The following is a 21,788-nucleotide window of genomic DNA, read 5'->3' as shown; positions in this document are numbered from 1 at the left end:
CCCTCCCGCAAGCGGAAGTTGCACCCCCGCAAGCCCCTTCTGGTCCGTATGGGTGAATCCGTACGCATTGCCGACGGGCCCCGATACGCTCCGAAAGCATGGGTCACGAAAAGGAGGAAGCTATGGCCGTGATACAGCGCGAGATCACGATCGCGGACGCCGCCGATCGACTCTCCAAGGAGCTTCCCGGGCACCGAGTGGAGATCCTCCAGGGAAGGCTCACCGTGACACCACCCGCCGACGGGCCACACGCCGAGTCCTTGATGTGGCTCGGCGAGGAGTTCTTCACAGCCGGGGCACGGCAGGCCGGGATCAAATACCTGCAAGCCATCGGGCTCTGGCTGCCTTCGGGGCCTGACGACTACGCCATCCCGGACTTTTCGGTCCTGGACTCCGACTACCGCGACGCCCACATCTCGAAGAACTGCTACGCCCCCCACGTCTTCCGTCTGGTGGTAGAGGTGACCTCGTCCAACTGGTCCGACGACCTCGGCACCAAGGTCGACTGCTACGCCCAGGCCGGCATTCCCGTCTACCTGGTGGCCGACCGCCGCCACGACGAGGTCGTCCTCCACACCGACCCGCGGGGTGGCGAATACCGGTGTCGCAAGCATTTCAAGCGCGGCACGTCCGTCCCGCTCCCCGAGTCCATCGGCATCAGCCTCGAACTGTCCGTGGACCGCCTCCTCGACGGGGACGAAGCCTGACGCGGGCCGCCGAGAACCCGGGGGCGGCGGCTCCGCCGATCGGCGCCATTTGTGACGCCTATCTGATGATCAGACCTCGCGCCTCGCGTCGTACGGGCTCCGGCGGGCGAACCATGCGGGACAGAGGCCGCCAACGCCTCAAGGCCAGACCCCCGGTTCCCACGAGGAGCACCACACATGAGTCCTGAGACAAGGACACCGTCCCGCATGGGCCCGCTGCCCCGGCAGAGCAAGTGGCTCGCCGGCGGTGCGGTGGCCACGATGGCCATCGCGCTGCTCGGCCTCGCCACCCCCGCACAGGCTGACACCGGAGCGCCGACGTCGGCCACGGTCGCCGCGGTGGAGGCCGGCAGCGACTGCAAGGGCAAGGACAAGGAAAAGGACAACGACGACTACGAGCCCGAGGTCAAGGGTGGGGCCAGCCCCCGCAAGGACAAGTGCGAAGGGAAGGTCGGCCCGCCCGGACCTCCGGGAGCCCCCGGCGCACCCGGCCTGAACGGCCGCGACGGCCGTGACGGCCGCGACGGCCTGCCCGGCACCCCGGGCGCCCCCGGTGCTCCTGGCGCCCCCGGGGTCTGCGCCGGCATCTCCACCTCGTGGGACGAGGCAGAGGTCAAGTACAAGGCCGTCCTGTCCAACGGCATCGTGTACGCGGGTGTCTACGACTTCAACGCGCCGAACCCGGTCACCCCCGCCTACACCTGGTACAACCTCACCACCGGCTCCACGAACTTCCCGGCGAACCCCTGCGGTGTCACCATCGCCGAGACCTCCAACCGCGTCATCGTCGAGGTGCTCACCACCTCCGGAACCGTCTTCGAAACGGAATGCCGCGTGGACCGGGGCGAGCCGGACCGGCTCGTGTGCCCGAATCCGGTCGTCTGGAGCCCGGCAGTCCCCCAGCCGGGCACGCCCCCGCCGCCGCCCCTCAACAGGAACGCCCCGCTGGAGCCGAGCGCCGTCGGCCCGCAGACGGACAAGGGCCTCTCGAAGATCAGCTAGCGCCACCGCCCCGCAAGGGCGCCCCTGAGCAGAACACGCGTGCCGTGCCCGGATCCCTCCGGGCACGGCACGGTGCGTTCAGCCCTTCACGCAGACCACGGCCTTGAGCTTCGCCACGACCTGCACCAGGTCCGTCTGCTGGTCGATGACCTGCTCGATCGACTTGTACGCCCCCGGGATCTCGTCCACGACGCCCGAGTCCTTCCGGCACTCCACGCCCTGCGTCTGCTCCGCCAGGTCGCGTGCGGTGAACCGCTTCTTCGCCGCCGTCCGGCTCATCCTGCGGCCCGCGCCGTGCGAGGCGGAGTTGAAGGCCTTCTCGTTCCCGAGCCCCTTCACGATGTACGAGCCCGTGCCCATCGAGCCCGGGATGATCCCGTACTCGCCGCTGCCGGCGCGGATCGCGCCCTTGCGGGTGACCAGCAGGTCCATGCCGTCGTACCGCTCCTCCGCCACGTAGTTGTGGTGGCAGCTGATCTCCCGCTCGAAGGAGACCTTCGCCTTCCGGAACTCCTTGCGGACGACCTCCTTGAGCAGGCTCATCATCGCCGCGCGGTTGTACTTCGCGTACTCCTGCGCCCAGAAGAGGTCGCTGCGGTACGCGTCCATCTCCGGGGTCGCCGCGAGGAACACCGCGAGGTCCCGGTCGACGAGGTTCTGGTTGTGCGACAGCCCCCGCGCCACGCCGATGTGGTGCGCGGCGAGCTCGTTGCCGATGCCGCGGGAGCCGGAGTGCAGCATGAGCCACACAGCCCCCGAGATGTCGATTGAAACTTCAATGAAGTGATTCCCGGAGCCGAGGGTTCCGGTCTGCCTCAGCGCCCGGTCCCGCCGGAACTTGACCTCGTCCACGAGGTAGTCGAAGCGCTCCCACAGGTCCCCGAACCCCGCCTCCGAGAAGCCGTACAGCCGCGACGGGTCCACCGGCTCGCGGTGCATCCCCGCACCCACCGGAATCGCCTGCTCGATGCGCGAGCGCAGCTTCGAGAGGTCCCCCGGGAGGTCGTTCGCCGTCAGCGACGTCTTGACCGCCGACATGCCGCAGCCGATGTCGACGCCGACCGCCGCCGGACAGACCGCGTCCTTCATCGCGATGACCGAGCCGACCGTGGCGCCCTTGCCGTAGTGCACGTCCGGCATCACGGCCAGGCCCTTGATCCAGGGCAGCCCGGCCGTGTTCTGGAGCTGCCGCATCGCGCTGTCCTCGACCGACGCCGGATCGGTCCACATCCGGATCGGGACCTTCGCCCCGGGCACCTCTACATACGTCATAAGACAACAATCCCCTGAAATCCGCAGAAAAGTATGAATACGCGAAAAGCCGCGCTCATCACCCCAAAGCAGACAGGGAACCGGCGCCGGCACGTGCGTGTGCGATAGACATTGTGTCCATCCGTGCCCAAGTCGCGGCAACGGATTTTCCCGAGGGAGCCAGGGGAGCCAGTGGACGTGGACCCAATGCCGGTACACCGGATGCCGGTGCGTCGTCGCCGAGCCCTGCCGGGCATCGCGATGCTCACCGCGCTCGTGGCCGGAGCCGCCGGGCTCACCGGCTGCACCGACGGCAACGGCATCGGGACCAGCGACCCGAAGGGCGGCGGGAGCACGGCCGCGCCCGCGCAGCCCGGCAAGTACCGCAGCCTGCCGCAGCCCTGCAAGGCCGCCGATCCCAAGCGGCTCAAGGCCATGCTGCCGGCCGCCGACTCCCTCACCACCGAGCAGCGCGAACGGCTCTACGCCGGGACCGCGGACCCCTCCTACGACGGGGACCGGCACGTCGGCTGCCGTTGGAACGCGCAGACCCCCGAGGGGAACCTGCTGCTGTCCGTCACCTTCGAGCGCGTGGTCTCGTACGACCGCGCCACGACGAGCGACGACGACAAGGCCCGCCAGGTGTACGTGCGCCTGCTGACCGCCGCGAAGCTGCCCTTCCCCGGACCGACCGGCAGCCCGACGCCCGGTTCCGCACCGAGCGCCGGTAACAGTACGAATACGAGTACGAGCCCCAGCGCGCCCCCCGCCGCCACCCCCGGCGGCAGCACCGCACCCTCCCCGGCCGCCTCCGCTCCCGGTTCCGCTTCGCCGTCCGCGCCGCCCTCCCCGACCGCTCCGCCCGAGCTCGGCTCGCGCGTCCTGGAGGGGCTCGGCAGCGAGGCGTTCCTCGACGACAAGCTCAGCGCGGCCGGCGCCACCGCCGCCCAGGCGCGGACGGTGCGGATCGTGTTCCGCACCTCGAACGTCCTCGTCACCGTCGAGTACAGCGTCCAGCCGTCCGGACCGGGCTCGGTCCCGCCGAGTGCGGAAACGCAGGACAAGGCACGCCAGTTGGCGCAGGCCCTGGCCGAGCGTTTCAACGAGTGACAGCGCCGCCCCAAGGGGGCGCGCACGCCCTGCGTGACGGCGCGCACAGCAGGCGGGCGCCCGCTCGGGCTACCGTTGCTCGGGTCCAGCGCCCGCAACGCGCCCCGAAGAAGACCCCAACGTCTGAAGGAACCATGCACCGATCAGCCTCGCGCCTCACCCGCGTTCTCGCCTGCGCAGCCGTCCCGGTGATCCTCACCGTCGCCGGCTGCTCGTCCGACTCGGGCAAGTCCTCGGGTGGCAAGGACTCCGGCAAGAAGTCCGATTCCTCCTCGTCCGCCAAGCCGAGCGCGAAGTCCGCGGCCCCGCTGGAGAAGGTGGCCTTCGCGAAGCTGCCCGACCCGTGCAAGGCCGTGACCGGCAAGAGCATCGACTCGCTCGTGCCCGAGGCGAAGGAAAAGAACGGCACCGCGGCCAAGTCGAACGACCTGTCCAACCGCGCCAGCTGCTCCTGGAACGGCCTCAAGACGGACGGCGCGAAGGGCTCGCAGTACCGCTGGCTCTCCGTCTCCCTGGTCCGCTACGACTCGCACGCCTCGCTCGGCAGCGGCAACAAGCGCGCGGAGGAGCAGTACAACAAGCAGATCGAGCTGGCGAAGACCACCGAGGGCGCCCACGACGTCAAGGCCGAGCCGGCCGAGGGCGTCGGCGACGCGGCCACCTCCGTGGTCTTCGGCGTGAAGAAGGACGTCGACTTCGCCAACAACTCGATCGTGGTCCGCGCCCAGAACGTGGTCGTCACCGTCGACTACAACGGTGCCGCCTACGAGGGCGCCGGCGCCCCCGACCAGGACAAGCTGCTCCAGAACGCGATCACCGCGGCCAAGGAGACGGTGGCCGCGATCGGCGCCGCCAACACCGGTGAGGGCGCGGCTCCGTCGGATTCCGCTTCGGCTTCCGCTTCCCCGTCGGCGCAGTCGTAGCGACGATCCCTTCGACAAGAGGGGGCCTAGGGCACGGGTGACGCGCAGTCACCCGTACGCTGTGCCTGCCGTAGCTCGACAACGGGAGGGGACCGCGGGTGGCCGCGATGCAGCTGACTCGTACGCACCGGATACTCATCGGTGTCGTGGTCGCCGGGGCCGTGGTCATCGCGGCCATCGGTTTCGCGGGTTCGTACGCCGCGGTCCGCGCGCTGGCCCTGAAGAAAGGCTTCGGCAGCTTCTCGCTGGTGTTCCCGATCGGCATCGACGCGGGCATCTGCGTCCTGCTGGCGCTGGACCTGCTGCTGACGTGGATCCGCATCCCGTTCCCCCTGCTGCGCCAGACGGCGTGGCTGCTGACGGCGGCGACGATCGCGTTCAACGGCGCGGCGGCCTGGCCCGACCCGCTGGGCGTGGGCATGCACGCGGTCATCCCGGTGCTGTTCGTGGTGACCGTCGAGGCGGCCCGGCACGCCGTGGGCCGGATCGCGGACATCACCGCGGACCGGCACATGGAGGGCGTGCGGATCACCCGCTGGCTCCTCTCCCCCGTGCCCACCTTCAAGCTGTGGCGCCGGATGAAGCTGTGGGAGCTGCGCTCCTACGAGCAGGCCGTCGGCATGGAGCAGGACCGGCTGATCTACCAGGCGCGGCTCCAGGCCAGGTACGGGCGGGCGTGGCGGCGGAAGGCGCCGGTGGAGGCGCTGATGCCGCTGCGGCTGGCCCGGATCGGCGTGCCGCTGTCGCAGACGGCCCCCGAGGGGCTGGCGGCGGCGGGCATCGACCCGGTGCTGCTGCCCCCGGTGACGGCGGCGCCGGCCGCGGTCACCCCGGGCGGCCCGGCGGCCCCGGCCCTGCCGGCTGCTCCGGCCGGGGCGGCGGAGCCGCTCGTACCGGCCGCCGGTGCGGAGCCGGCCGACGCCGACCCCGACGCCGACGCAGACCCGCAGGCGCAGGCTCAGCCGCAGCCGCAGCCGCTGCCCCAGCCGCGCGCCCCGCAGCCCCGGCAGGCCGGCGCGGCCGCGCCCGCGCCCTTCGCGGTGGACCCGACGGCCATGCCGGCCGCGCACGACAGCGCCTGGTTCGCGGGGCCGCGGGCGCCGCAGGCCACGTACCAGGGCGACTACAACCCCCAGTACGTCGAGGGCCCGGAGCCGGCCCCGGTCATGGCCCCGGCCGGTCCGGAGGAACAGCAGCCGGAGCCGGAGCAGCTGGAGCCGGGGGAGCCGGAGCAGGACGGCGGCGCCGAGGAGGAGAAGTTCGCGGAGGCCGCGTACGAGGTCTTCCGGGCGTACATCGACAAGTACTCCCAGTTCCCGGAGCCGGACGAGCTGGACAAGCACCTGTCCGCCCGCCTCGGGGAGACGCACCCGCGCAGCGAGGCCGAGCTCAAGCGGCTGATGCCCGCGCTCAAGCAGCGCTACCAGCGCGACCTGGAGAGCGAGCACATCGCGTAGGCGGCACGGACATGAGGAAGGGCCCGCACCCCCGGGGGTGCGGGCCCTTCCTCATGTCCACAGGATCAGGCGGCGAGCAGCTTGCGCACCCGCTCCGCCCCGACCGCCAGCAGCAGCGTGGGCAGGCGCGGGCCGGTCTCCCGGGTGACGAGCAGGCGGTACAGCAGGGCGAAGAACTCGCGCTGGGCGACCTTCAGCTCGGGCGTCGGCTTGGCGTCGGGCTCCAGCCCGGCCATCACCTTCGGGACGCCGTAGACGAGGGTGGTGAGCCCGTCCAGCGACCAGTGCGAGTCGAGGCCCTCCAGCAGCAGCCGCAGGGACTCGCGTCCGGCCTCGTCCAGGGAGGACAGCAGCTCGGTGTCGGCGTCCTCGCGGACCAGGGTGCGCTGGTCGGCCGGGACCTGGGTGGTGATCCAGTTCTCCGCGCGGTCCAGGCGCGGCCGTACCTCGTCGAGGGAGGTCAGCGGCTGCGACGGGTCCAGGTCGGAGAGGATCCGCAGGGTCTGCTCGTCGTGCCCGGCAGTGATGTCGACGACCGACGCGAGGGTGCGGTACGGCATGGGACGCGGGGTCCGGGGCAGGTCGTGGGAGGCGACCCGTACGGCGCGGCTGTGCGCGGCCGCGTCGGCGGGCAGCACGGAGCCGTCCGCGACCTTGGCCTCCAGCTTGTCCCACTCGTCGTAGAGCCGCTGGATCTCCTGGTCGAAGGCGATCTTGAAGGACTGGTTCGGGCGGCGGCGGGCGTACAGCCAGCGCAGCAGCTGCGGCTCCATGATCTTCAGCGCGTCGGCCGGGGTCGGGACCCCGCCCTTGCTGGAGGACATCTTCGCCATGCCGCTGATGCCGACGAACGCGTACATCGGGCCGATCGGCTGCTCGCCGCCGAAGATGTGCACGATCTGGCCGCCGACCTGGAAGGACGAGCCGGGCGAGGAGTGGTCGACGCCGGAGGGCTCGAAGACCACGCCCTCGAAGGCCCAGCGCATCGGCCAGTCGACCTTCCAGACGAGCTTGCCGCGGTTGAACTCGCTGAGCTTGACCGTCTCGGTGTACTGGTCCTCGGTGCAGACGTAGGTCATCTCGGTCGTCTCGTCGTCGTACGAGGTGACCTTGGTGAAGTCCTTGCCGCACTCGCCGCAGTACGGCTTGTACGGGAAGTACTCCGCGCCCTCGGCGCTGCCGTCGTCCTCGGCGGCCGCGCCGGAGCCCTCGGCCGCTTCGAGCTCGGCCTCGTCGACCTGCTTCTGCTGGGGCTTCTTGCCGCCCGGCTTCTGCTTGGTGCGGTACTGGTCGAGGACGGCGTCGATGTCGCCGCGGTGCTTCATCGCGAACAGCACCTGCTCGCGGTAGGCGCCGGAGGTGTACTGCTCGGTCTGGCTGATGGGGTCGTACTCGACGCCCAGCTCGGCCAGGGAGGCGACCATGGCGGCCTTGAAGTGCTCGGCCCAGTTCGCGTACGGGGAACCCTCGGGCGCGGGCACGGCGGTCAGCGGGCGGCCGATGTGCTGGGCGTGGGACTCCTCGGTGACACCGGGGATGCCCTTGGGGACCTTCCGGTAGCGGTCGTAGTCGTCCCAGGAGATGAGGTGGCGGACCTCGTGGCCCCGGCGGCGGATCTCGTCCGCGACCAGGTGCGGGGTCATGACCTCGCGCAGGTTGCCCAGGTGGATCGGGCCGGACGGGGAGAGTCCGGACGCGACGACAATGGCTTTGCCGGGGGCTCGGCGCTCCGCCTCGGCGATGACCTCGTCCGCGAAACGGGAGACCCAGTCGGTCTCTGTGCTGCTGCTCTGCGCGCTCTGAGCCACGACACGTCCTTCTATCTCGAATGCTGGCTACGGCCATTCTCCCAGACGGAAGGGGCCACTCCGGGGTTGCTTCCGCCCACTGATACGCGCCCCCATATCCCGGGAAACGGGCAGCCTCCGCGTGGGATACTCGGCACTTGTCGGAACAACCAAGTGCACGCGCACGTGCAACCTCACAGGAACGGCAGCTCATGGCCTCGGTCCCTTCCCTCGCTTCTTCCGTCGAACAGCGCGTCTCGGACGCCCTCGCCTCCGCCCTGCCGGAGGCCGGTGCCGCCGACCCGCTGCTGCGACGAAGCGACCGGGCCGACTTCCAGGCCAACGGCATCCTGGCGCTCGCGAAGAAGGCCAAGGCCAACCCGCGCGAGCTGGCCGCGACCGTCCTCGAAGGCCTGGACAAGGGCGGTGTGATCAAGGACGTCGAGGTCTCCGGCCCCGGCTTCCTCAACATCACCGTCTCCGACGAGGCGATCATCAGGACGCTGGCCGCCCGCGCGGCCGACGACCGGCTCGGCGTGCCGCTGAGCGCGTCCGCCGGCACCTCGGTGATCGACTACGCGCAGCCGAACGTGGCCAAGGAGATGCACGTCGGCCACCTGCGGTCCGCCGTGATCGGCGCGGCGATGGTGGAGATCCTGGAGTTCACCGGCGAGAAGGTCATCCGCCGCCACCACATCGGCGACTGGGGCACCCAGTTCGGCATGCTCATCCAGTACCTGCTGGAGCACCCGCACGAGCTGGACCACAAGGCCGGGGACGCGGGCGAGGCCTCCGGCGAAGAGGCCATGTCCAACCTCAACCGCCTCTACAAGGCCTCGCGCGCCCTCTTCGACTCCGACGAGGAGTTCAAGACGCGCGCCCGGGCCCGGGTGGTGGACCTCCAGGCGGGCGACCCGGAGACCCTGGCGCTGTGGCAGCGGTTCGTCGACGAGTCGAAGATCTACTTCTACTCCGTCTTCAACAAGCTGGACATGGACATCCAGGACCCCGACGTCGTCGGCGAGTCCGGCTACAACGACATGCTGGCCGAGACCTGCAAGCTGCTGGAGGAGTCGGGCGTCGCCGTCCGCTCCAACGGCGCGCTGTGCGTGTTCTTCGACGAGTACAAGGGCCCGGACGGCAACCCGACCCCGCTGATCGTCCAGAAGTCCGACGGCGGCTTCGGCTACGCCGCCACCGACCTCTCCGCGATCCGCAACCGCGTCTCCGACCTGGCGGCCACCAGCCTGATCTACGTGGTGGACGCGCGGCAGTCGCTGCACTTCAAGATGGTCTTCGAGACGGCCCGCCGGGCCGGCTGGCTGAACGACGAGGTCAAGGCCGTGCAGCTGGCCTTCGGCACCGTCCTCGGCAAGGACGGCAAGCCGTTCAAGACCCGTGAGGGCGAGACGGTCCGGCTGGTCGACCTCCTGGACGAGGCGGTGGACCGGGCCACGGCCGTGGTCCGCGAGAAGGCCATGAAGGTGGGTCTGACGGAAGCGGAGATCGTCGAGAACGGCCAGTACGTGGGCATCGGCGCGGTGAAGTACGCCGACCTGTCGACGTCCGCGTCCCGCGACTACAAGTTCGACCTGGACCAGATGGTCTCGCTCAACGGCGACACCTCCGTCTACCTCCAGTACGCGTACGCCCGCATCCGGTCCATCCTGCGCAAGGCGGGCGACCGCAAGCCGGTCGCGCACCCGGAGCTGGAGCTGGCCCCGACCGAGCGCGCGCTCGGCCTGCACCTGGACGGGTTCGGCGCGCTGATCGCGGAGGCGGCGGAGGACTACGCCCCGCACAAGCTGGCCGCGTACCTGTACCAGCTCTCCTCGCTGTTCACGACGTTCTACGACCAGTGCCCGGTCATCAAGCCGGAGCCGGAGCTCGTCGTCGGCGAGAACCGCCTGTTCCTGTGCGACCTGACCGCCCGCACCCTGACCAAGGGCATGTCCCTCCTCGGCATCCGCACCCCCGAGAAGCTCTGACGTCCCGCCCGACGGCCCCCGGTGCACCCGCACCGGGGGCCGTCGCGTTTCCCGGCACGGGCGGAACTCACGGGGAACGTTCCCCCGGGGCCGGGCCTCTTCGGTGTGTCAGGGCACGGCACGACGGAGGGGATCACACACATGAACGGCATGGAGCGCACGGCGCGGCGCCGGGCCGCGATCGCGGTGGCGGGGCTGCTGGGGGCCGACGGCCTCGTCCACCTGTACTGGGCCACCGGCGCCACCTGGCCCGCCTCCGGGGAGCGGGCCCTGTCGCTGGCGGTACTCGGCACGGAGGTGTCCTTCGGGCCGCGCGTGGTCCTGCCGCTGGCGGCGCTGACGCTGGCCGCCGGGGCGGGGGTGCTCGCGCACGGGTACGGCCGCGGCGGCCGCCTGACGCGGGCCGTCACGGGCGCGGTGGCCGCGGGCCTGGCCGTACGCGGCGTCGCGGGCCTGGGCTGGGCCGCCGGGCTCCTCGACAGCCCGCCGGACAGCCCCTTCTACGCCCTCAACCTCGCGGTGTACACGCCGGCGTGCCTCGGCTTCGGATGGGCGGCGGGACGGCTTGCGCGGGAGCGCTGAGGGTCACCGCCACCGGGAGCGCGTGCAGGGAGCGCGTGCGCAGGGAGTCACCCGTACGGCCCGATTCCGGGCGCCGGGGCCGGGTAGGGGATGGCCCGTCCAGCCCCAGCACCACCGACGGAGGCATCCGTGCCCGACATGAACGGCCCCTACAAGCCCGGCACCCCGTGCTGGATCGACCTGATGGTCCCCGACCAGCAGGCGGCGCTCGACTTCTACTGCGACCTCTTCGGCTGGCAGGGCGAGGTCGGCCCGGCGGAGACGGGCGGGTACTCCGTCTGCACCCTCAAGGGGAAGCCGGTCGCCGGGATCATGAAGGCGATGAACCCGGACGGGACGGTGCCGGACCCGCTGCCCCCGACGGTGTGGACGACGTACCTGTCGACGGACAGCATCGACTCGACGCTCAAGTCCGTCACCGACGCGGGCGGCACGGTCATGATGGGCCCGATGGACGTCATGGACCTCGGCCGGATGGCCGTGATCTCCGACCCGACGGGCGCCGTCGTCGGCCTGTGGCAGCCCGGCACGTTCGACGGGGCGGGCATCGTCAACGAGCACGGCGCGCTGATCTGGAACGAGCTCACGACCCCCGACCTGGCGGCGGCGTCGGCGTTCTACTCGTCGATCCTGCCGGTGACGACGGCGCGTTCGGAGATGGAAGGCGCCGAGGGGTACGTCGAGTTCAAGGTCAACGACCGCGCGGTGGGCGGGATGATGGACATGAGCAAGATGCCGCCGGGCGTGCCGCCGCACTGGCAGCCGTACTTCCACGTGGACAGCGTGGACGACGTCCAGGCGGCGGCCGTGCGCGCGGGTGCGACGGTCCTGGCCCCGGCGTTCGACATGGTCGCGGGCCGCATGGCGGTGCTGGCCGACCCGCAGGGCGGGGCGTTCTCCGTCATCACGGCGTCGACGCCGGAGCAGCCGGCCTAGGTTCGTCCCCAGGCTGTGGATGCGCGCCACCCCTTCACGCGGGGCGGCGCGCATCTCGCGGGTTCAGTAGTGGTAACGGGCCTGAGCGACCTCGACGGCCCCGTCCCTGACCCGGTACACCAGCCGGTGCTCGTCGGTGGTCCGCCGAGACCACCACCCGGACAGGTTCTCCTTCAGCGGCTCCGGCTTGCCCGCCCCCTCGAACGGCGTGCGCTGGATCTCCGTGATCAGGCGGTTGATCCTCTTGAGGACCTTCGGGTCGGCCGTCGCCCAGTAGGTGTACTGGTCCCAGGCCCGCCCCGAGAAGACGACCTTCACGCAGCGGACCCTTCCTCGTCGTCCTCGCCGATCAGCTCCCTGGCCTGGCCGTGGCCGGCGTCCAGTTCCGCGATGGACTCCATGAGGATCTGCGCGTTGCGCGGGGAGCGCAGCAGGTAGACGGTCTCCTGCCAGGACCGGAAGTCCTCGGCGGACATGATCACCACGTCGCCGTGCTCCCGGGAGGTGACCTCTACGGGCACATGGTCCTCGTTGACCTGCCGGATCAGCGGGTAGAAACGCTGCCGGGCCTCGTTCGCCGAGATCGACACGAGCTCACCTCCCGGTACAGAGTCGTACGGAATTGCCGTACCAGTCAGCGAGCCTCCCGGCTGTCGCGAGTGCGGTCGGTGAGGCGCTGCCACCAGTGGCCGGGAGGTTCCGGCTGCCCCCGCAGTTCGGCGGCAGCCCCCCGTGCCGTCGCCTCCTGAGCGGTGTCGCCGATCGCCGCGTAGAGATCCGCGGCCCGCTCCAACGCCCCGGCGGCCTCGGCGGGACGGTCCAGGGCGTACAGCGCGAAGCCCAGGCCTGCGAGCGCGGCCGCCTCCTCCGCCCGGTGCCCGCAGGCCGCGAAGAGGAAGCCGGCGCGCTCGTGCCCCTCCCGCGCCTCTTCCCACCGCCCCCCACGACCCCGGATCAGCGCCAGGTTGTTGAGGATCTGCCCTTGCGGGTAGGGCTCCTCCGTCTCCTCGAAGATGACGAGGGCCTCTTCGTACCGCGCCTCGGCCTCCTGGTCCCGGTCCAGCGCCCGCAGGGCGTCGGCGAGGCGGTTCAGGGTGCCCGCCGCCTGCCTGCGGTTCCCGAACTCCCGCTGGGTGTTCAGGGCCCGCTCCCTGGCGGCCAGGGACTCCTCGTGCTGTCCGGTCAGCCAGAGCGCATCGGCCAGGGAGTTCAGCGCGGCTGCCTCACGGTGGAAGTCGCCGAGCCCGCCCATGACCGACACCGCCTGCCGGTGCAGGGAGACGGCCTCGTCCAGCCGCCCCATCTGCTCGAAGACCTCGGCCAGACTGGCCAGGACGGTGCCCTTCCCGTGGTGGATGCCGAGCTCGCGGAAGATCTTCAGCGCCTCCCTGAGACACCGCTCCGCCTCGGCCCACTGCTTCCTGCGCATGTGCACGGTGCCCAGCGTGTTCAGGGCCTTCCCCTCCCCCATCCTCAGGGAGTTCGCCCGGAACACCTCCAGCGCCCGGGTCAGCGATGCCGTCGCCTCGTCCAGCTGCTCGGCCCCTGCGTACGCGAGCCCGAGGTCGTACAGGCGCGCACCGATGTCCTCCGGGTGCCCCGTCGGCTCCGCGACCGCGAGCATCCACTGCGCCACCAGCACCGCGTCCTGCCGGTACCGGTAGATCTGGAGGTACGGAATCAGCGTCGTGCCGAGTTCCACGGCCGTCTGCGGCCGTCCCGCGTCCCCGGCGAAGCCCACGGCCGCGACCAGCATGGCCCGTTCCGCGTCCAGCCAGTCCAGCGCCTGCGCCACCGACGGCAGGCCCGGCCCCGGGGCCACGGGGGCCCCGTTCACACCCAGGGCCCGCGTCGCCTTCCCCACGTCCAGGACCAGGCTCCCCAGCAAGGCGTCCACCGCCTCGTCCCGGCCGTCCTGCGCCGCGCGCTCCTCGCCGCGCTCCCGCGCGTACAGCCGGACCAGGTCGTGCATCCGCCAGCGCCCCGAGCCGACCGGCTCCTCCGCCAGCAGGGAGGCGCGTACCAGGGCCGCCAGCTTCGGGCGCAGGCCGGCGGCCTCCTCGCCGGTGATCAGCGCCGCGTACACCGTGGCGCAGTCCGGGCCCGGGTTCACCGTCAGCAGGCGGAAGACACGGGCCTGGTCCTGCGGGAGCCGCCCGTACGAGAGGTCGAACGCCGCCCGGACCCCGTCGTCCAGCTCCGAGTCCAGCTTCGCCAGCCGGGTCCGCGCGTCGGCCAGCTGGGCCGCCAGATCCGTTACGGGGAGCCCCGGATCGCCCGCCAGCAGGGCCCCCGCGACCGTCAGGGCCAGCGGCAGGCGCCCGCACTGTTCCGCGACCTCCGCGAGGGCGTCCGGCTCCGCCGCCGGGCGGGGGTCCTGGGGCCAGGTGCGCAGCAACGTCCCCGTGAGGAGTTCGGCGGCGGGGCCGGGCGCCAGCTCGTCCAGGGGCACCACCCGCGCGACGAAGTCCCGGTGCAGGAGCCGGTGCCGGGAGGTGATCAGGAGCCGGTGCGCGGTCCCCGCCGGTACGAGGTCCCGTACCTGGGCCACCTCGCCCGCGTCGTCGGCGACGACCAGCACCCGCTGTCCGGCCTGCGCGTACTCCGCCAGCAGCCCCCGGTACAGCGCCGCCCGGCCGTCCTGGGACTCCGGCATGTCCGTGTCCCGGATCCCGAGGTGGCGCAGCATCTCCCGCACCGCGTCGGGACCCGCGACTCCGCCGCCGGGGGCGTAGCCGTGCAGGCGCAGGAAGAACACCCGGTCCCCGAACCAGCCCAGTTGCACCGCCCGGTGCGCCGTCGCCACGGCGAGCGCGCTCTTGCCGACCCCGGCGAGGCCGGCGACGACGGAGACGGTGGGCCCGCCGTCGGCGAGGAGGCCCATCAGTTCTTCGGCCGGCCCGTCCCGTCCGACGAGTACGGCGGGCGCCTCGGGCAGGCCGAGCCCGGCGCGGGGCGCGGGTCCGGCCCCGGGGGCGTAGGTGACCTGGTCACCGGCGATCTGGGTGATCCGGGCGTTCCCGGAGGCCCGGGCCCGCTGTTCGGCCGTCACGAGGACTGCTCCTCGGCCTCACCGCCGCCGCGCTGCTGGATGCGGGAGTCGCCGTCGGCGCGGGCCTGCTGGGTGACCTGGCCGGCGGGGCCGCCGCTCTGGGTGATCTGCGAGGTCCCGGAGGCACGGGCGCGCTGGCGTACGGAGTTCCCGCCGTCCCCGCCGGAGCCTCCGGCCCACCAGCCGCCGACGAGGGCGATCACGGCGGCCATGGCCCCGCCGAAGCCGGCGGCGACGGAGGCCCGGTCGGACTCCTTCTCGGGGAACCAGCCGAAGGGGTCCCAGAGCCCGAACCTGAAGGCGATCAGGAACCCGATCCCGGTGGCCACCACGACCACGACCCATCGCCACGGACGTGACATTGCTCCCCCTACGGCCATATCTTCCGATCAGCCGAAACTAGCAGTCGCCGGACCGGAATTCGGCCCATACGACCTTCCCGGGCGAGCGGGGAAGCACCCCCCACAGGTCGGCGACGGCCCCGACGATCCGCAGCCCGTTCCCGGGCGGCCGCCCGAGGATCCGCGACCGCCCGGGCCCGCTGTCGTGCACCTCGACACGTACGCAGCAGCCGAAGTTCAGGAGGCGCAGGCGGTAGGTGCGGCCGCGCGGGACGCCGTGGCGGAGGGCGTTGGTGGCCAGCTCGCTGACGCAGAGCACGATGTCCTCCCGGCGGGCGGGCCGGTCCCAGTTGGCGAGCGTGTCACGGGTGAACGCCCGTGCCGCAGCCACCGTTTGGTAGGACCTGGGGAACAACCGCTCACGCATCAGGCCGGGTTGAGCATTTAGGTTCACGGGACGATCGTGACCTGCCGTGACTAGCCTGTGACCCGGTGCCGACCCGTACTCCTTGATGAGTACGGGTCGGCACCGGGTAATTCACACGCAGAGGTGGGGAGTCCATCGCCATGCCACCGAAGAAGCGCCCACGCGCCAACGCGACGTCCCTGAAGATGATCGGGCGGCAGGTAGCAGCCGCTCGCGTCGCCAAGGGCCTGACCCAGAAGCAACTCGCCGCCCTGGTCCGTCTGGACGAGGAGACCATCGGGTCGATCGAACAGGGCCGCCGTCGGCTGATGCCGAACGTCGCCGAGCTGCTGGATTTCCACCTGGGCCTGCCGGGCCTGCTCACCGTCGCGGCCCATGAGATGCCGGACGCGGACGTGATCCCGCCATGGGCGGAGGAATTCCTGGAGCACGAGCGCGAGGCCGTCGCCGTCTCCTCGTACGAGAACCAGGTCGTTCCCGGCCTGCTCCAGACCGACGCCTACGCCGAAGCGGTCTTCCGTAGCTGCGTTCCGGTCCTGGGCGAGGAGGAAATCGCCGGTCGCACCGCGGTGCGCGTCGGGCGGCGGGAGATCCTCAAGCGCAAGGAGCCCGTCATGCTCAGCTTCGTGATCTGGGAGCCCGTACTCCTGCTGCGTCTAGGCGACCGGGAGGTCCACCGGGACCAGTTGAACCACCTCCGCGCCTGCTCGGAACTACCAGGGGTCTCCCTCCAGATCTACCCCCTGAAGCACTCTCGGCACCCGGCGCTCGACGGCCCCTTCGTACTCCTTGAAACCCCTGAACACCAGCGGCTCGCCTACATGGAAACCCAGCGCGGCAGCCACCTCACCTCCGAGCCAAATGAGGTGAGCAGCGTGGAACGCATCTATGCCATGCTGCGGACACAGGCCCTCAACCCCGATGAGACGAGGGCCGAGTTTGACCGCCTGCTAGGAGAGTCATGAGCACCGCACTGAAGTGGATCAAGTCCAGCTACAGCGGAAGCAATGGCGGCAACTGCGTAGAGGTCGCCACCACCCCCGCCACCGTCCACGTCCGGGACTCCAAGGTCCCGGACGGCAAGACCCTGACCCTCGCCCCCGCGAGCTGGGCGGCGCTGACCGGCTGGGTCGGCCGGTAGCACCGCCCAGACCGGATCAGCGTGTGATCGGGTACGACGTGCGTCCCGACGCCCCGTCGATCTCGTCGTGCGCCTTGGTCAGCAACTGCTCCTTCAGATCGTTGAGCGCGCGCGCCGCCGCGAGCTCCTCGCCCACCCTGGGCTGATTACCGTCACTGGGGTGACGGCTGGCGTAGCCGTGAGAGCGCAGCTCGCTCCCGTCCGGCAGCCGGACGAGGGCGGCGGCGCGGGTGCGCTGACTGTCCTCGTCGAACTTCACGTCGACGTGCCATCCGACGGCATCCTTCATGGCGATCACCTCCGTGGCCGCTGCTTTCCAGGGTGCACCCGTACGCGGCTACGCGCTCGGCGGGGCCTCACGCGCCTCGCGTTCCGTGATCAGGCGGGCCAGGCCGTCGAGGATGCGGTCCAGGCCGAAGCGGAACTGGAAGTCGGGTTCGCCAGCGCCGGTGAAGGCGTCCGAGGCCAGCAGCCGCGTCAGGGCCGGGTGGGTGTCGGGGGCGGTCAGCAGGCGCAGGGAGTTCACGTACCGGGCCATGACCTGGTCCGGGGGGACGCCGCCCTTGAGGATCGCGTCCATCATGTCGGCGGCCATGGTGGCCTCGTTGCGTACGAGCCCGCCGATCAGGATGATCGCGGAGAGCTTCTCGCCCTCCTCCAGGACCGTGCCGGCCATGGCGGCGAGGCCGCGTTCCATCCAGGCCAGCTGGTTCGGTGAGGCCGGCGGGGCCGTGAGCGGGATGCGCAGGATCCAGGGCTTCGTCATCAGCAGGGTGCGCTGGGCGTACGCCCAGTCCGACAGCAGCTCCCGCCAGCTCCACCCTTCCGCCTCGGGCGGGAGCGGCGGCGGGGTGCCGACGCCCGCCTCGGACATCAGGATGTACAGCTCTTCCTTCGCCGTGACGTAGCGGTAGAGGGACATCGTCGAGACGCCCAGTTCCTTGGCCACGCGGCCCATGGAGACGGCGTCCATGCCCTCGCCCGCGGCGAGGGCGACGGCCGCGTCGACGATCTTCGGCAGGGTGAGGCTGGGGCGCGGGCCCTTGCCGGGGCGTTCGCGCAGGCCCCAGGCCATTTGCAGGCTCAGCGGGAGGCCGGTTCCGTCCGCCGGTTCCTTCGCCATCGCCACCCCCTCCCCTCGTCCTTCGTTGACCCACATCCTAGTTCTGTGTATTACTTACACAGAAGCGCGTAACCCATACGCAGAAGGGATGAGCCGTGAACGACCACGCCCTGTACGCCCGCGCCCTGACCAAGTCCTACGGCGGCAACCGCGTCCTCGACGGCCTCGACCTGGCCGTCCCCCGGGGCTCCGTACTCGCCCTGCTCGGCCCCAACGGGGCGGGCAAGACCACCTCCGTCCGCATCCTCGCCACCCTCACCGCACCCGACTCCGGGACCGCGCGCGTCGCCGGGCACGACATCGCCGGCGCGCGGGCCCTCGTACGCGAACGGATCGCCCTCACCGGGCAGTTCGCCGCCCTGGACGACCTCCAGACCGGCACCGAGACCCTGCGCATGACCGGCCGGCTGACCGGGCTCTCCGCCCGCGACGCACGGACCCGCGCCGACGGGCTCCTGGAGCGCTTCGGCCTCACCGAGGCCGCCGGACGGCTCACCCGGACCTACTCCGGCGGGATGCGGCGGCGCCTGGACCTCGCCGCGAGCCTCGTCGGCAGGCCCGAGGTGCTCTTCCTGGACGAGCCCACCACCGGACTCGACCCGCGCAGCCGCCTCGAACTGTGGGACGTCGTACGGGAGATGCGCGCCGACGGCACCACCGTCCTGCTCACCACCCAGTACCTGGAGGAGGCCGACCGGCTCGCCGACCGGGTCACCGTCCTCGACGCCGGACGGATCACCGCCGAGGGCACCCCGGCCGAGCTGAAGGCGCGCGTCGCCGGGCACCGCCTCGACCTCACCCTGACCAGCCGGAGGGCCTACGAGGCGCTCGCCGCCCGCGCCGTGCACCACGCGCCCGACGAGCTGACGCTGGGCCTGGCCACCGACGGCTCCGCCGCCCAGGTGCGGGCCCTGCTCGACGAACTCGACCCCGACCGCACCGCCGTCGCCCGCTTCGCCCTGCGCAGCGCCACCCTCGACGACGTCTTCCTCGCCCTGACGGGAGCAGCCCGATGAGCAACGCCACCGCCCTCACCATGGCCGGACGCAGCCTGCGCATCAGCCGGCGCAGCCCGGACGCGCTGATCGCCGCCCTGATGCTGCCGGTGATGCTGATGCTGATCTTCGTCTACTTCTTCGGCGGGGCCATCGACACCGGCACGGAGTACGTCACGTACGTGGTCCCGGGGGCGATGCTGCTGTGCGCGGGCTTCGGCGCGGCGAGCACCGCCGTGAGCGTGGCCGACGACATGAAGAACGGCATCATCGACCGCTTCCGCTCCCTGGACGTCGGCGGGGTCCCGGTCCTGGCCGGGCACGTCGCCGCCTCGGTCGTACGGAACCTGCTCTCCACCACCCTGGTGCTGCTGGTCGCCCTCGCCATCGGCTTCCGGCCCTCGGGCGGGCCGCTCGCCCTGGCGGCCGCCGCCGGGCTGCTCGTCGCGTACATCACGGCGATCTCCTGGCTCGCGGCGGCGCTGGGGCTGCTCGCCAAGTCCCCCGAGGCGGCGGGCGGGTTCACCTTCCTGATGATGTTCCTGCCCTACCCCTCCAGCGCCTTCGTGCCGATCGGGACCATGCCGTCCTGGCTGCACGGCTTCGCCGGGCACCAGCCGCTGACCCCGGTCATCGAATCGCTGCGGGCCCTGCTGCTGGACCAGCCCGCCGGGAACACCCCGTGGACGGCCCTCGCCTGGTGCGCGGGGATCACCGCGCTGGCGCTCACCCTGGCGGTGACCCTGTTCCGGGTCCGGACCCGGTAGGGCGCAGGGGTGAGCGCCGGCCGGTCGGCGGGTCGGCCCGTGGCGGGGCCTCGGGCCCACGGTGGCCACCAGCCTCCCCGGGTCCTCCCCTGTGGGACCCGGAGGGGCGGCGGTCTCGTGGCGCAGCGACCGTGCGCCATGACACCGAGTCTGACGCTCCGGACCCTGAATATGGAAGTTTTTTCTAGAAAGATCTTCTATAACAAGCTGGGGTACCGCCGGATCGCGCCAGGCCCGTCACGGCTCCAGGGAACGCCAGACGACGTCCGGCAGGTACTTCACGGCCTGATCGAGGTCCATCTCGTACGTGCTGGCCAGCCACCGCTTGGCCGCCTCGCACGGCGGGCCCATCACCATCACCTCTGCCACCGGCCCCGGAATCGGCCGGATCTCACCCTTCGCCATCCGGGCCCCCATCCATGCCGCCATCGGCCCGAGCTTCGCCTCCTTGGCCGCCTGGATCTCGGCCGCGTGCCCGGCGAGGTAGCCGGAGTAGGCGGAGGCGTGCAGGAAGAGCGCGGCGTCCCGGTGCTCCCGGGTGAACTCCAAGTAGGCCCGCACCAGGGCCCGTACGCCGGTCCGGGCCGTGCGGCAGCGCAGCACGGCGGCCGTCATCGCGTCGAACAGCTCGCCCATGCAGCGGATGTACAGCGCGGCGGCCAGCCCGTCGAAGCTGCCGAAGTGGTGGTAGAGACTGCCGAGGCTGACCCCACTGGCCGCCGTCACGGCCTGCACGGTGAAACCCTGCTGGCCGGACTCGGCGTACACGCGCAGGGCGGCGGTCAGGAGCTGGTCGACCGTGGCCGCGCCACGCTGTTGCTTCACCATCCCGCCAGCCTAGGACACCGGGCAGGACTGGAACATTCTTCTAGAACGAAATGGGGGGTGCGGGCCCGCCGGGCCCGCACCCCCACCGGTCGCGGCTCAGCGCTCGGCGCGCAGCCAGCCCGCGACCTCGGTCGCCCAGTACGTCAGGATCGTGTCCGCGCCCGCCCGCTTGATGCCGAGCAGCGTCTCCATGATCGCCCGGTCGCGCTCGATCCAGCCCTTCTCCGCGGCCGCCTCGACCATCGCGTACTCGCCGCTGATCTGGTACGCCGCCACCGGCACGTCCACGGCCTCGGCGACCCGGTGCAGGATGTCCAGGTAGGGGCCGGCCGGCTTCACCATGACCATGTCGGCACCCTCCTCCAGGTCCAGCGCCAGCTCCCGCAGCGACTCGCGGGCGTTCGCCGGGTCCTGCTGGTAGGTCTTGCGGTCGCCCTGGAGGGAGGAGGCGACGGCCTCGCGGAAGGGCCCGTAGAAGGCGGAGGAGTACTTCGCCGTGTAGGCGAGGACCGCGACGTCCTCGTGGCCCGTCTCGTCCAGCGCGTCGCGGATCACGCCGACCTGGCCGTCCATCATCCCGCTCGGACCCACCACGTGGACGCCGGCGTCGGCCTGGACCTGCGCCATCTCCGCGTACCGCTCCAGCGTCGCGTCGTTGTCGACGCGGCCGTGCTCGTCGAGGACCCCGCAGTGGCCGTGGTCGGTGTACTCGTCCAGGCACAGGTCCGACATGATCACCAGGTCGTCGCCGACCTCGGCCTTCACGTCGCGGATCGCGACCTGGAGGATGCCGTCCGGCTCCGTGCCCGCCGTGCCCAGCGCGTCCTTGTTCTCGTCCGCCGGAACACCGAAGAGCATGATCCCCGCGACCCCCGCCTCGACCGCCTCCACGGCGGCCTTCCGCAGCGTGTCCCGGGTGTGCTGCACCACGCCCGGCATCGCCGAGATCGGGAGCGGCTCGCCGATGCCCTCCCGGACGAACGCCGGCAGGATCAGGTCCGAGGGGTGCAGCCGGTACTCCGCGACCATCCGCCGCATCGCCGGGGTGGTGCGCAGCCGGCGGGGCCGCGAGCCGGGGAAGGATCCGTACGCGCTCATCTTCTAGTCGCCTCTTCGAGCCTCGACAGCAGTCACCACCCAGCGTAGAGCCCGCCCCCGGCCCACCCGCGCACCCCCTGGGGCCAGTCGGCCGCAGCCGCCCGGGTACCGGGCTGCCGGACCGCGGCAGCCCCCCGGAAACGCCGAAGGGGCCCGGGGCGTGAACCGCGCCCGGGCCCCTCCAGCCACTAGGCCGTGTCTTTTGGATCAGGCCGGATCAGCCCGCGTCGCCTGGTGCCGTGCATCGCAAGGCCGAGGAGGGAGGCGACGCGG

At 71.5% G+C, this 21,788-nt stretch carries 23 protein-coding genes; 12 read left to right on the top strand and 11 right to left on the bottom strand.

Features of this window, described 5'->3' with window-relative positions; genetic code table 11:
* The first annotated feature begins 122 nt into the window (after positions 1-122).
* Together ACZ518_RS26475 and ACZ518_RS26470 are read left to right on the top strand one after the other, a co-directional pair.
* Entirely contained in the window at positions 123-707 is a 585-nt protein-coding gene (locus ACZ518_RS26475; protein ID WP_469115497.1) for a Uma2 family endonuclease, read from the top strand.
* A 177-nt stretch (positions 708-884) separates the two neighbouring features.
* The gene (locus ACZ518_RS26470) at positions 885-1,709 is read left to right on the top strand and encodes a hypothetical protein (protein WP_469115496.1); all 825 of its coding nucleotides are present in this window, start codon (positions 885-887) and stop codon (positions 1,707-1,709) included.
* Between the two features lie 78 nt (positions 1,710-1,787).
* On the opposite strand, the gene ACZ518_RS26465 is transcribed toward ACZ518_RS26470, so the two are convergent.
* The gene (locus tag ACZ518_RS26465) at positions 1,788-2,981 is read right to left on the bottom strand and encodes an RtcB family protein (RefSeq protein WP_469115495.1); all 1,194 of its coding nucleotides are present in this window, start codon (positions 2,979-2,981) and stop codon (positions 1,788-1,790) included.
* A gap of 207 nt (positions 2,982-3,188) precedes the next feature.
* Here ACZ518_RS26465 and ACZ518_RS26460 point away from each other — a divergent pair, with 207 nt between their 5' ends.
* From ACZ518_RS26460 to ACZ518_RS26450, 3 genes are all read left to right on the top strand, one after another.
* Positions 3,189-4,070, top strand: coding sequence for a DUF3558 domain-containing protein (locus tag ACZ518_RS26460; protein ID WP_469115494.1), 882 nt, complete (start codon positions 3,189-3,191; stop codon positions 4,068-4,070).
* Between the two features lie 134 nt (positions 4,071-4,204).
* A complete protein-coding gene (locus tag ACZ518_RS26455) occupies positions 4,205-4,993 on the top strand; it encodes a DUF3558 family protein (protein WP_469115493.1) in 789 nt (262 codons plus the stop codon).
* 98 nt (positions 4,994-5,091) lie between these two features.
* Positions 5,092-6,450 (top strand): DUF2637 domain-containing protein, encoded by a 1,359-nt coding sequence (locus tag ACZ518_RS26450; protein ID WP_469115492.1) that lies wholly within the window; start codon positions 5,092-5,094, stop codon positions 6,448-6,450.
* A 65-nt stretch (positions 6,451-6,515) separates the two neighbouring features.
* Here ACZ518_RS26450 and lysS read toward each other — a convergent pair whose 3' ends face one another.
* Positions 6,516-8,258 (bottom strand): lysine--tRNA ligase, encoded by a 1,743-nt coding sequence (gene lysS / locus ACZ518_RS26445; protein ID WP_469115491.1) that lies wholly within the window; start codon positions 8,256-8,258, stop codon positions 6,516-6,518.
* A gap of 191 nt (positions 8,259-8,449) precedes the next feature.
* On the opposite strand from lysS, the gene argS reads away from it, so the two are divergent.
* From argS to ACZ518_RS26430, 3 genes are all read left to right on the top strand, one after another.
* Positions 8,450-10,225 carry an arginine--tRNA ligase gene (gene argS, locus ACZ518_RS26440; RefSeq protein WP_469115490.1) on the top strand — a complete coding sequence of 592 codons (1,776 nt, stop codon included), beginning with the start codon at positions 8,450-8,452 and terminating at the stop codon, positions 10,223-10,225.
* Between the two features lie 141 nt (positions 10,226-10,366).
* Entirely contained in the window at positions 10,367-10,807 is a 441-nt protein-coding gene (locus ACZ518_RS26435) for a DUF3995 domain-containing protein (protein ID WP_469115489.1), read from the top strand.
* A 138-nt stretch (positions 10,808-10,945) separates the two neighbouring features.
* Positions 10,946-11,743, top strand: coding sequence for a VOC family protein (locus ACZ518_RS26430; RefSeq protein WP_469115745.1), 798 nt, complete (start codon positions 10,946-10,948; stop codon positions 11,741-11,743).
* Between the two features lie 63 nt (positions 11,744-11,806).
* Here the strand turns inward: ACZ518_RS26430 and ACZ518_RS26425 are convergent, their stop codons facing one another.
* The 5 genes from ACZ518_RS26425 to ACZ518_RS26405 are packed head-to-tail and all read right to left on the bottom strand — an operon-like array spanning position 11,807 to position 15,563.
* Positions 11,807-12,061, bottom strand: coding sequence for a Txe/YoeB family addiction module toxin (locus ACZ518_RS26425; RefSeq protein WP_469115488.1), 255 nt, complete (start codon positions 12,059-12,061; stop codon positions 11,807-11,809).
* Positions 12,058-12,333, bottom strand: a complete 276-nt coding sequence (locus ACZ518_RS26420; protein WP_469115487.1) for a type II toxin-antitoxin system Phd/YefM family antitoxin — start codon at positions 12,331-12,333, stop codon at positions 12,058-12,060. Before ACZ518_RS26420 ends, ACZ518_RS26425 begins: the two co-directional genes overlap by 4 nt.
* Before the next feature lie 44 nt (positions 12,334-12,377).
* Entirely contained in the window at positions 12,378-14,795 is a 2,418-nt protein-coding gene (locus tag ACZ518_RS26415) for an ATP-binding protein (protein ID WP_469115486.1), read from the bottom strand.
* A complete protein-coding gene (locus ACZ518_RS26410; protein ID WP_469115485.1) occupies positions 14,792-15,157 on the bottom strand; it encodes a hypothetical protein in 366 nt (121 codons plus the stop codon). The genes ACZ518_RS26415 and ACZ518_RS26410 overlap by 4 nt, the downstream gene beginning before the upstream one ends.
* Positions 15,158-15,194: 37 nt before the next feature.
* On the bottom strand, positions 15,195-15,563 hold the full coding sequence (locus ACZ518_RS26405; RefSeq protein ID WP_469115484.1) for an ATP-binding protein: 369 nt from the start codon (positions 15,561-15,563) through the stop codon (positions 15,195-15,197).
* Positions 15,564-15,703: 140 nt separating this feature from the next.
* Between ACZ518_RS26405 and ACZ518_RS26400 the strand changes: the two genes are divergently transcribed.
* A complete protein-coding gene (locus tag ACZ518_RS26400) occupies positions 15,704-16,528 on the top strand; it encodes a helix-turn-helix domain-containing protein (RefSeq protein ID WP_469115483.1) in 825 nt (274 codons plus the stop codon).
* Positions 16,525-16,704, top strand: a complete 180-nt coding sequence (locus ACZ518_RS26395; protein ID WP_469115482.1) for a DUF397 domain-containing protein — start codon at positions 16,525-16,527, stop codon at positions 16,702-16,704. Before ACZ518_RS26400 ends, ACZ518_RS26395 begins: the two co-directional genes overlap by 4 nt.
* A 16-nt stretch (positions 16,705-16,720) precedes the next feature.
* Here the strand turns inward: ACZ518_RS26395 and ACZ518_RS26390 are convergent, their stop codons facing one another.
* Together ACZ518_RS26390 and ACZ518_RS26385 are read right to left on the bottom strand one after the other, a co-directional pair.
* Positions 16,721-16,993, bottom strand: coding sequence for a DUF1876 domain-containing protein (locus ACZ518_RS26390; RefSeq protein ID WP_469115744.1), 273 nt, complete (start codon positions 16,991-16,993; stop codon positions 16,721-16,723).
* Between the two features lie 48 nt (positions 16,994-17,041).
* Positions 17,042-17,827, bottom strand: a complete 786-nt coding sequence (locus tag ACZ518_RS26385; RefSeq protein ID WP_469115481.1) for a TetR/AcrR family transcriptional regulator — start codon at positions 17,825-17,827, stop codon at positions 17,042-17,044.
* A gap of 95 nt (positions 17,828-17,922) precedes the next feature.
* On the opposite strand from ACZ518_RS26385, the gene ACZ518_RS26380 reads away from it, so the two are divergent.
* The gene (locus ACZ518_RS26380) at positions 17,923-18,843 is read left to right on the top strand and encodes an ATP-binding cassette domain-containing protein (protein WP_469115480.1); all 921 of its coding nucleotides are present in this window, start codon (positions 17,923-17,925) and stop codon (positions 18,841-18,843) included.
* Complete coding sequence (locus ACZ518_RS26375; protein ID WP_469115479.1) at positions 18,840-19,589, top strand: ABC transporter permease; 750 nt, start codon at positions 18,840-18,842, stop codon at positions 19,587-19,589. The genes ACZ518_RS26380 and ACZ518_RS26375 overlap by 4 nt, the downstream gene beginning before the upstream one ends.
* 237 nt (positions 19,590-19,826) lie before the next feature.
* Here ACZ518_RS26375 and ACZ518_RS26370 read toward each other — a convergent pair whose 3' ends face one another.
* Together ACZ518_RS26370 and hemB are read right to left on the bottom strand one after the other, a co-directional pair.
* Positions 19,827-20,417 carry a TetR/AcrR family transcriptional regulator gene (locus tag ACZ518_RS26370; RefSeq protein ID WP_469115478.1) on the bottom strand — a complete coding sequence of 197 codons (591 nt, stop codon included), beginning with the start codon at positions 20,415-20,417 and terminating at the stop codon, positions 19,827-19,829.
* 96 nt (positions 20,418-20,513) lie between these two features.
* Positions 20,514-21,515 (bottom strand): porphobilinogen synthase, encoded by a 1,002-nt coding sequence (gene hemB, locus ACZ518_RS26365; protein ID WP_469115477.1) that lies wholly within the window; start codon positions 21,513-21,515, stop codon positions 20,514-20,516.
* Between the last annotated feature and the right edge of the window lie 273 nt (positions 21,516-21,788).

It is taken from the genome of Streptomyces sp. NPDC033966 (assembly GCF_055575955.1).
Note: the sequence above shows the minus strand (reverse complement) of the source record. Positions and strands in the feature narration are given on the sequence as shown.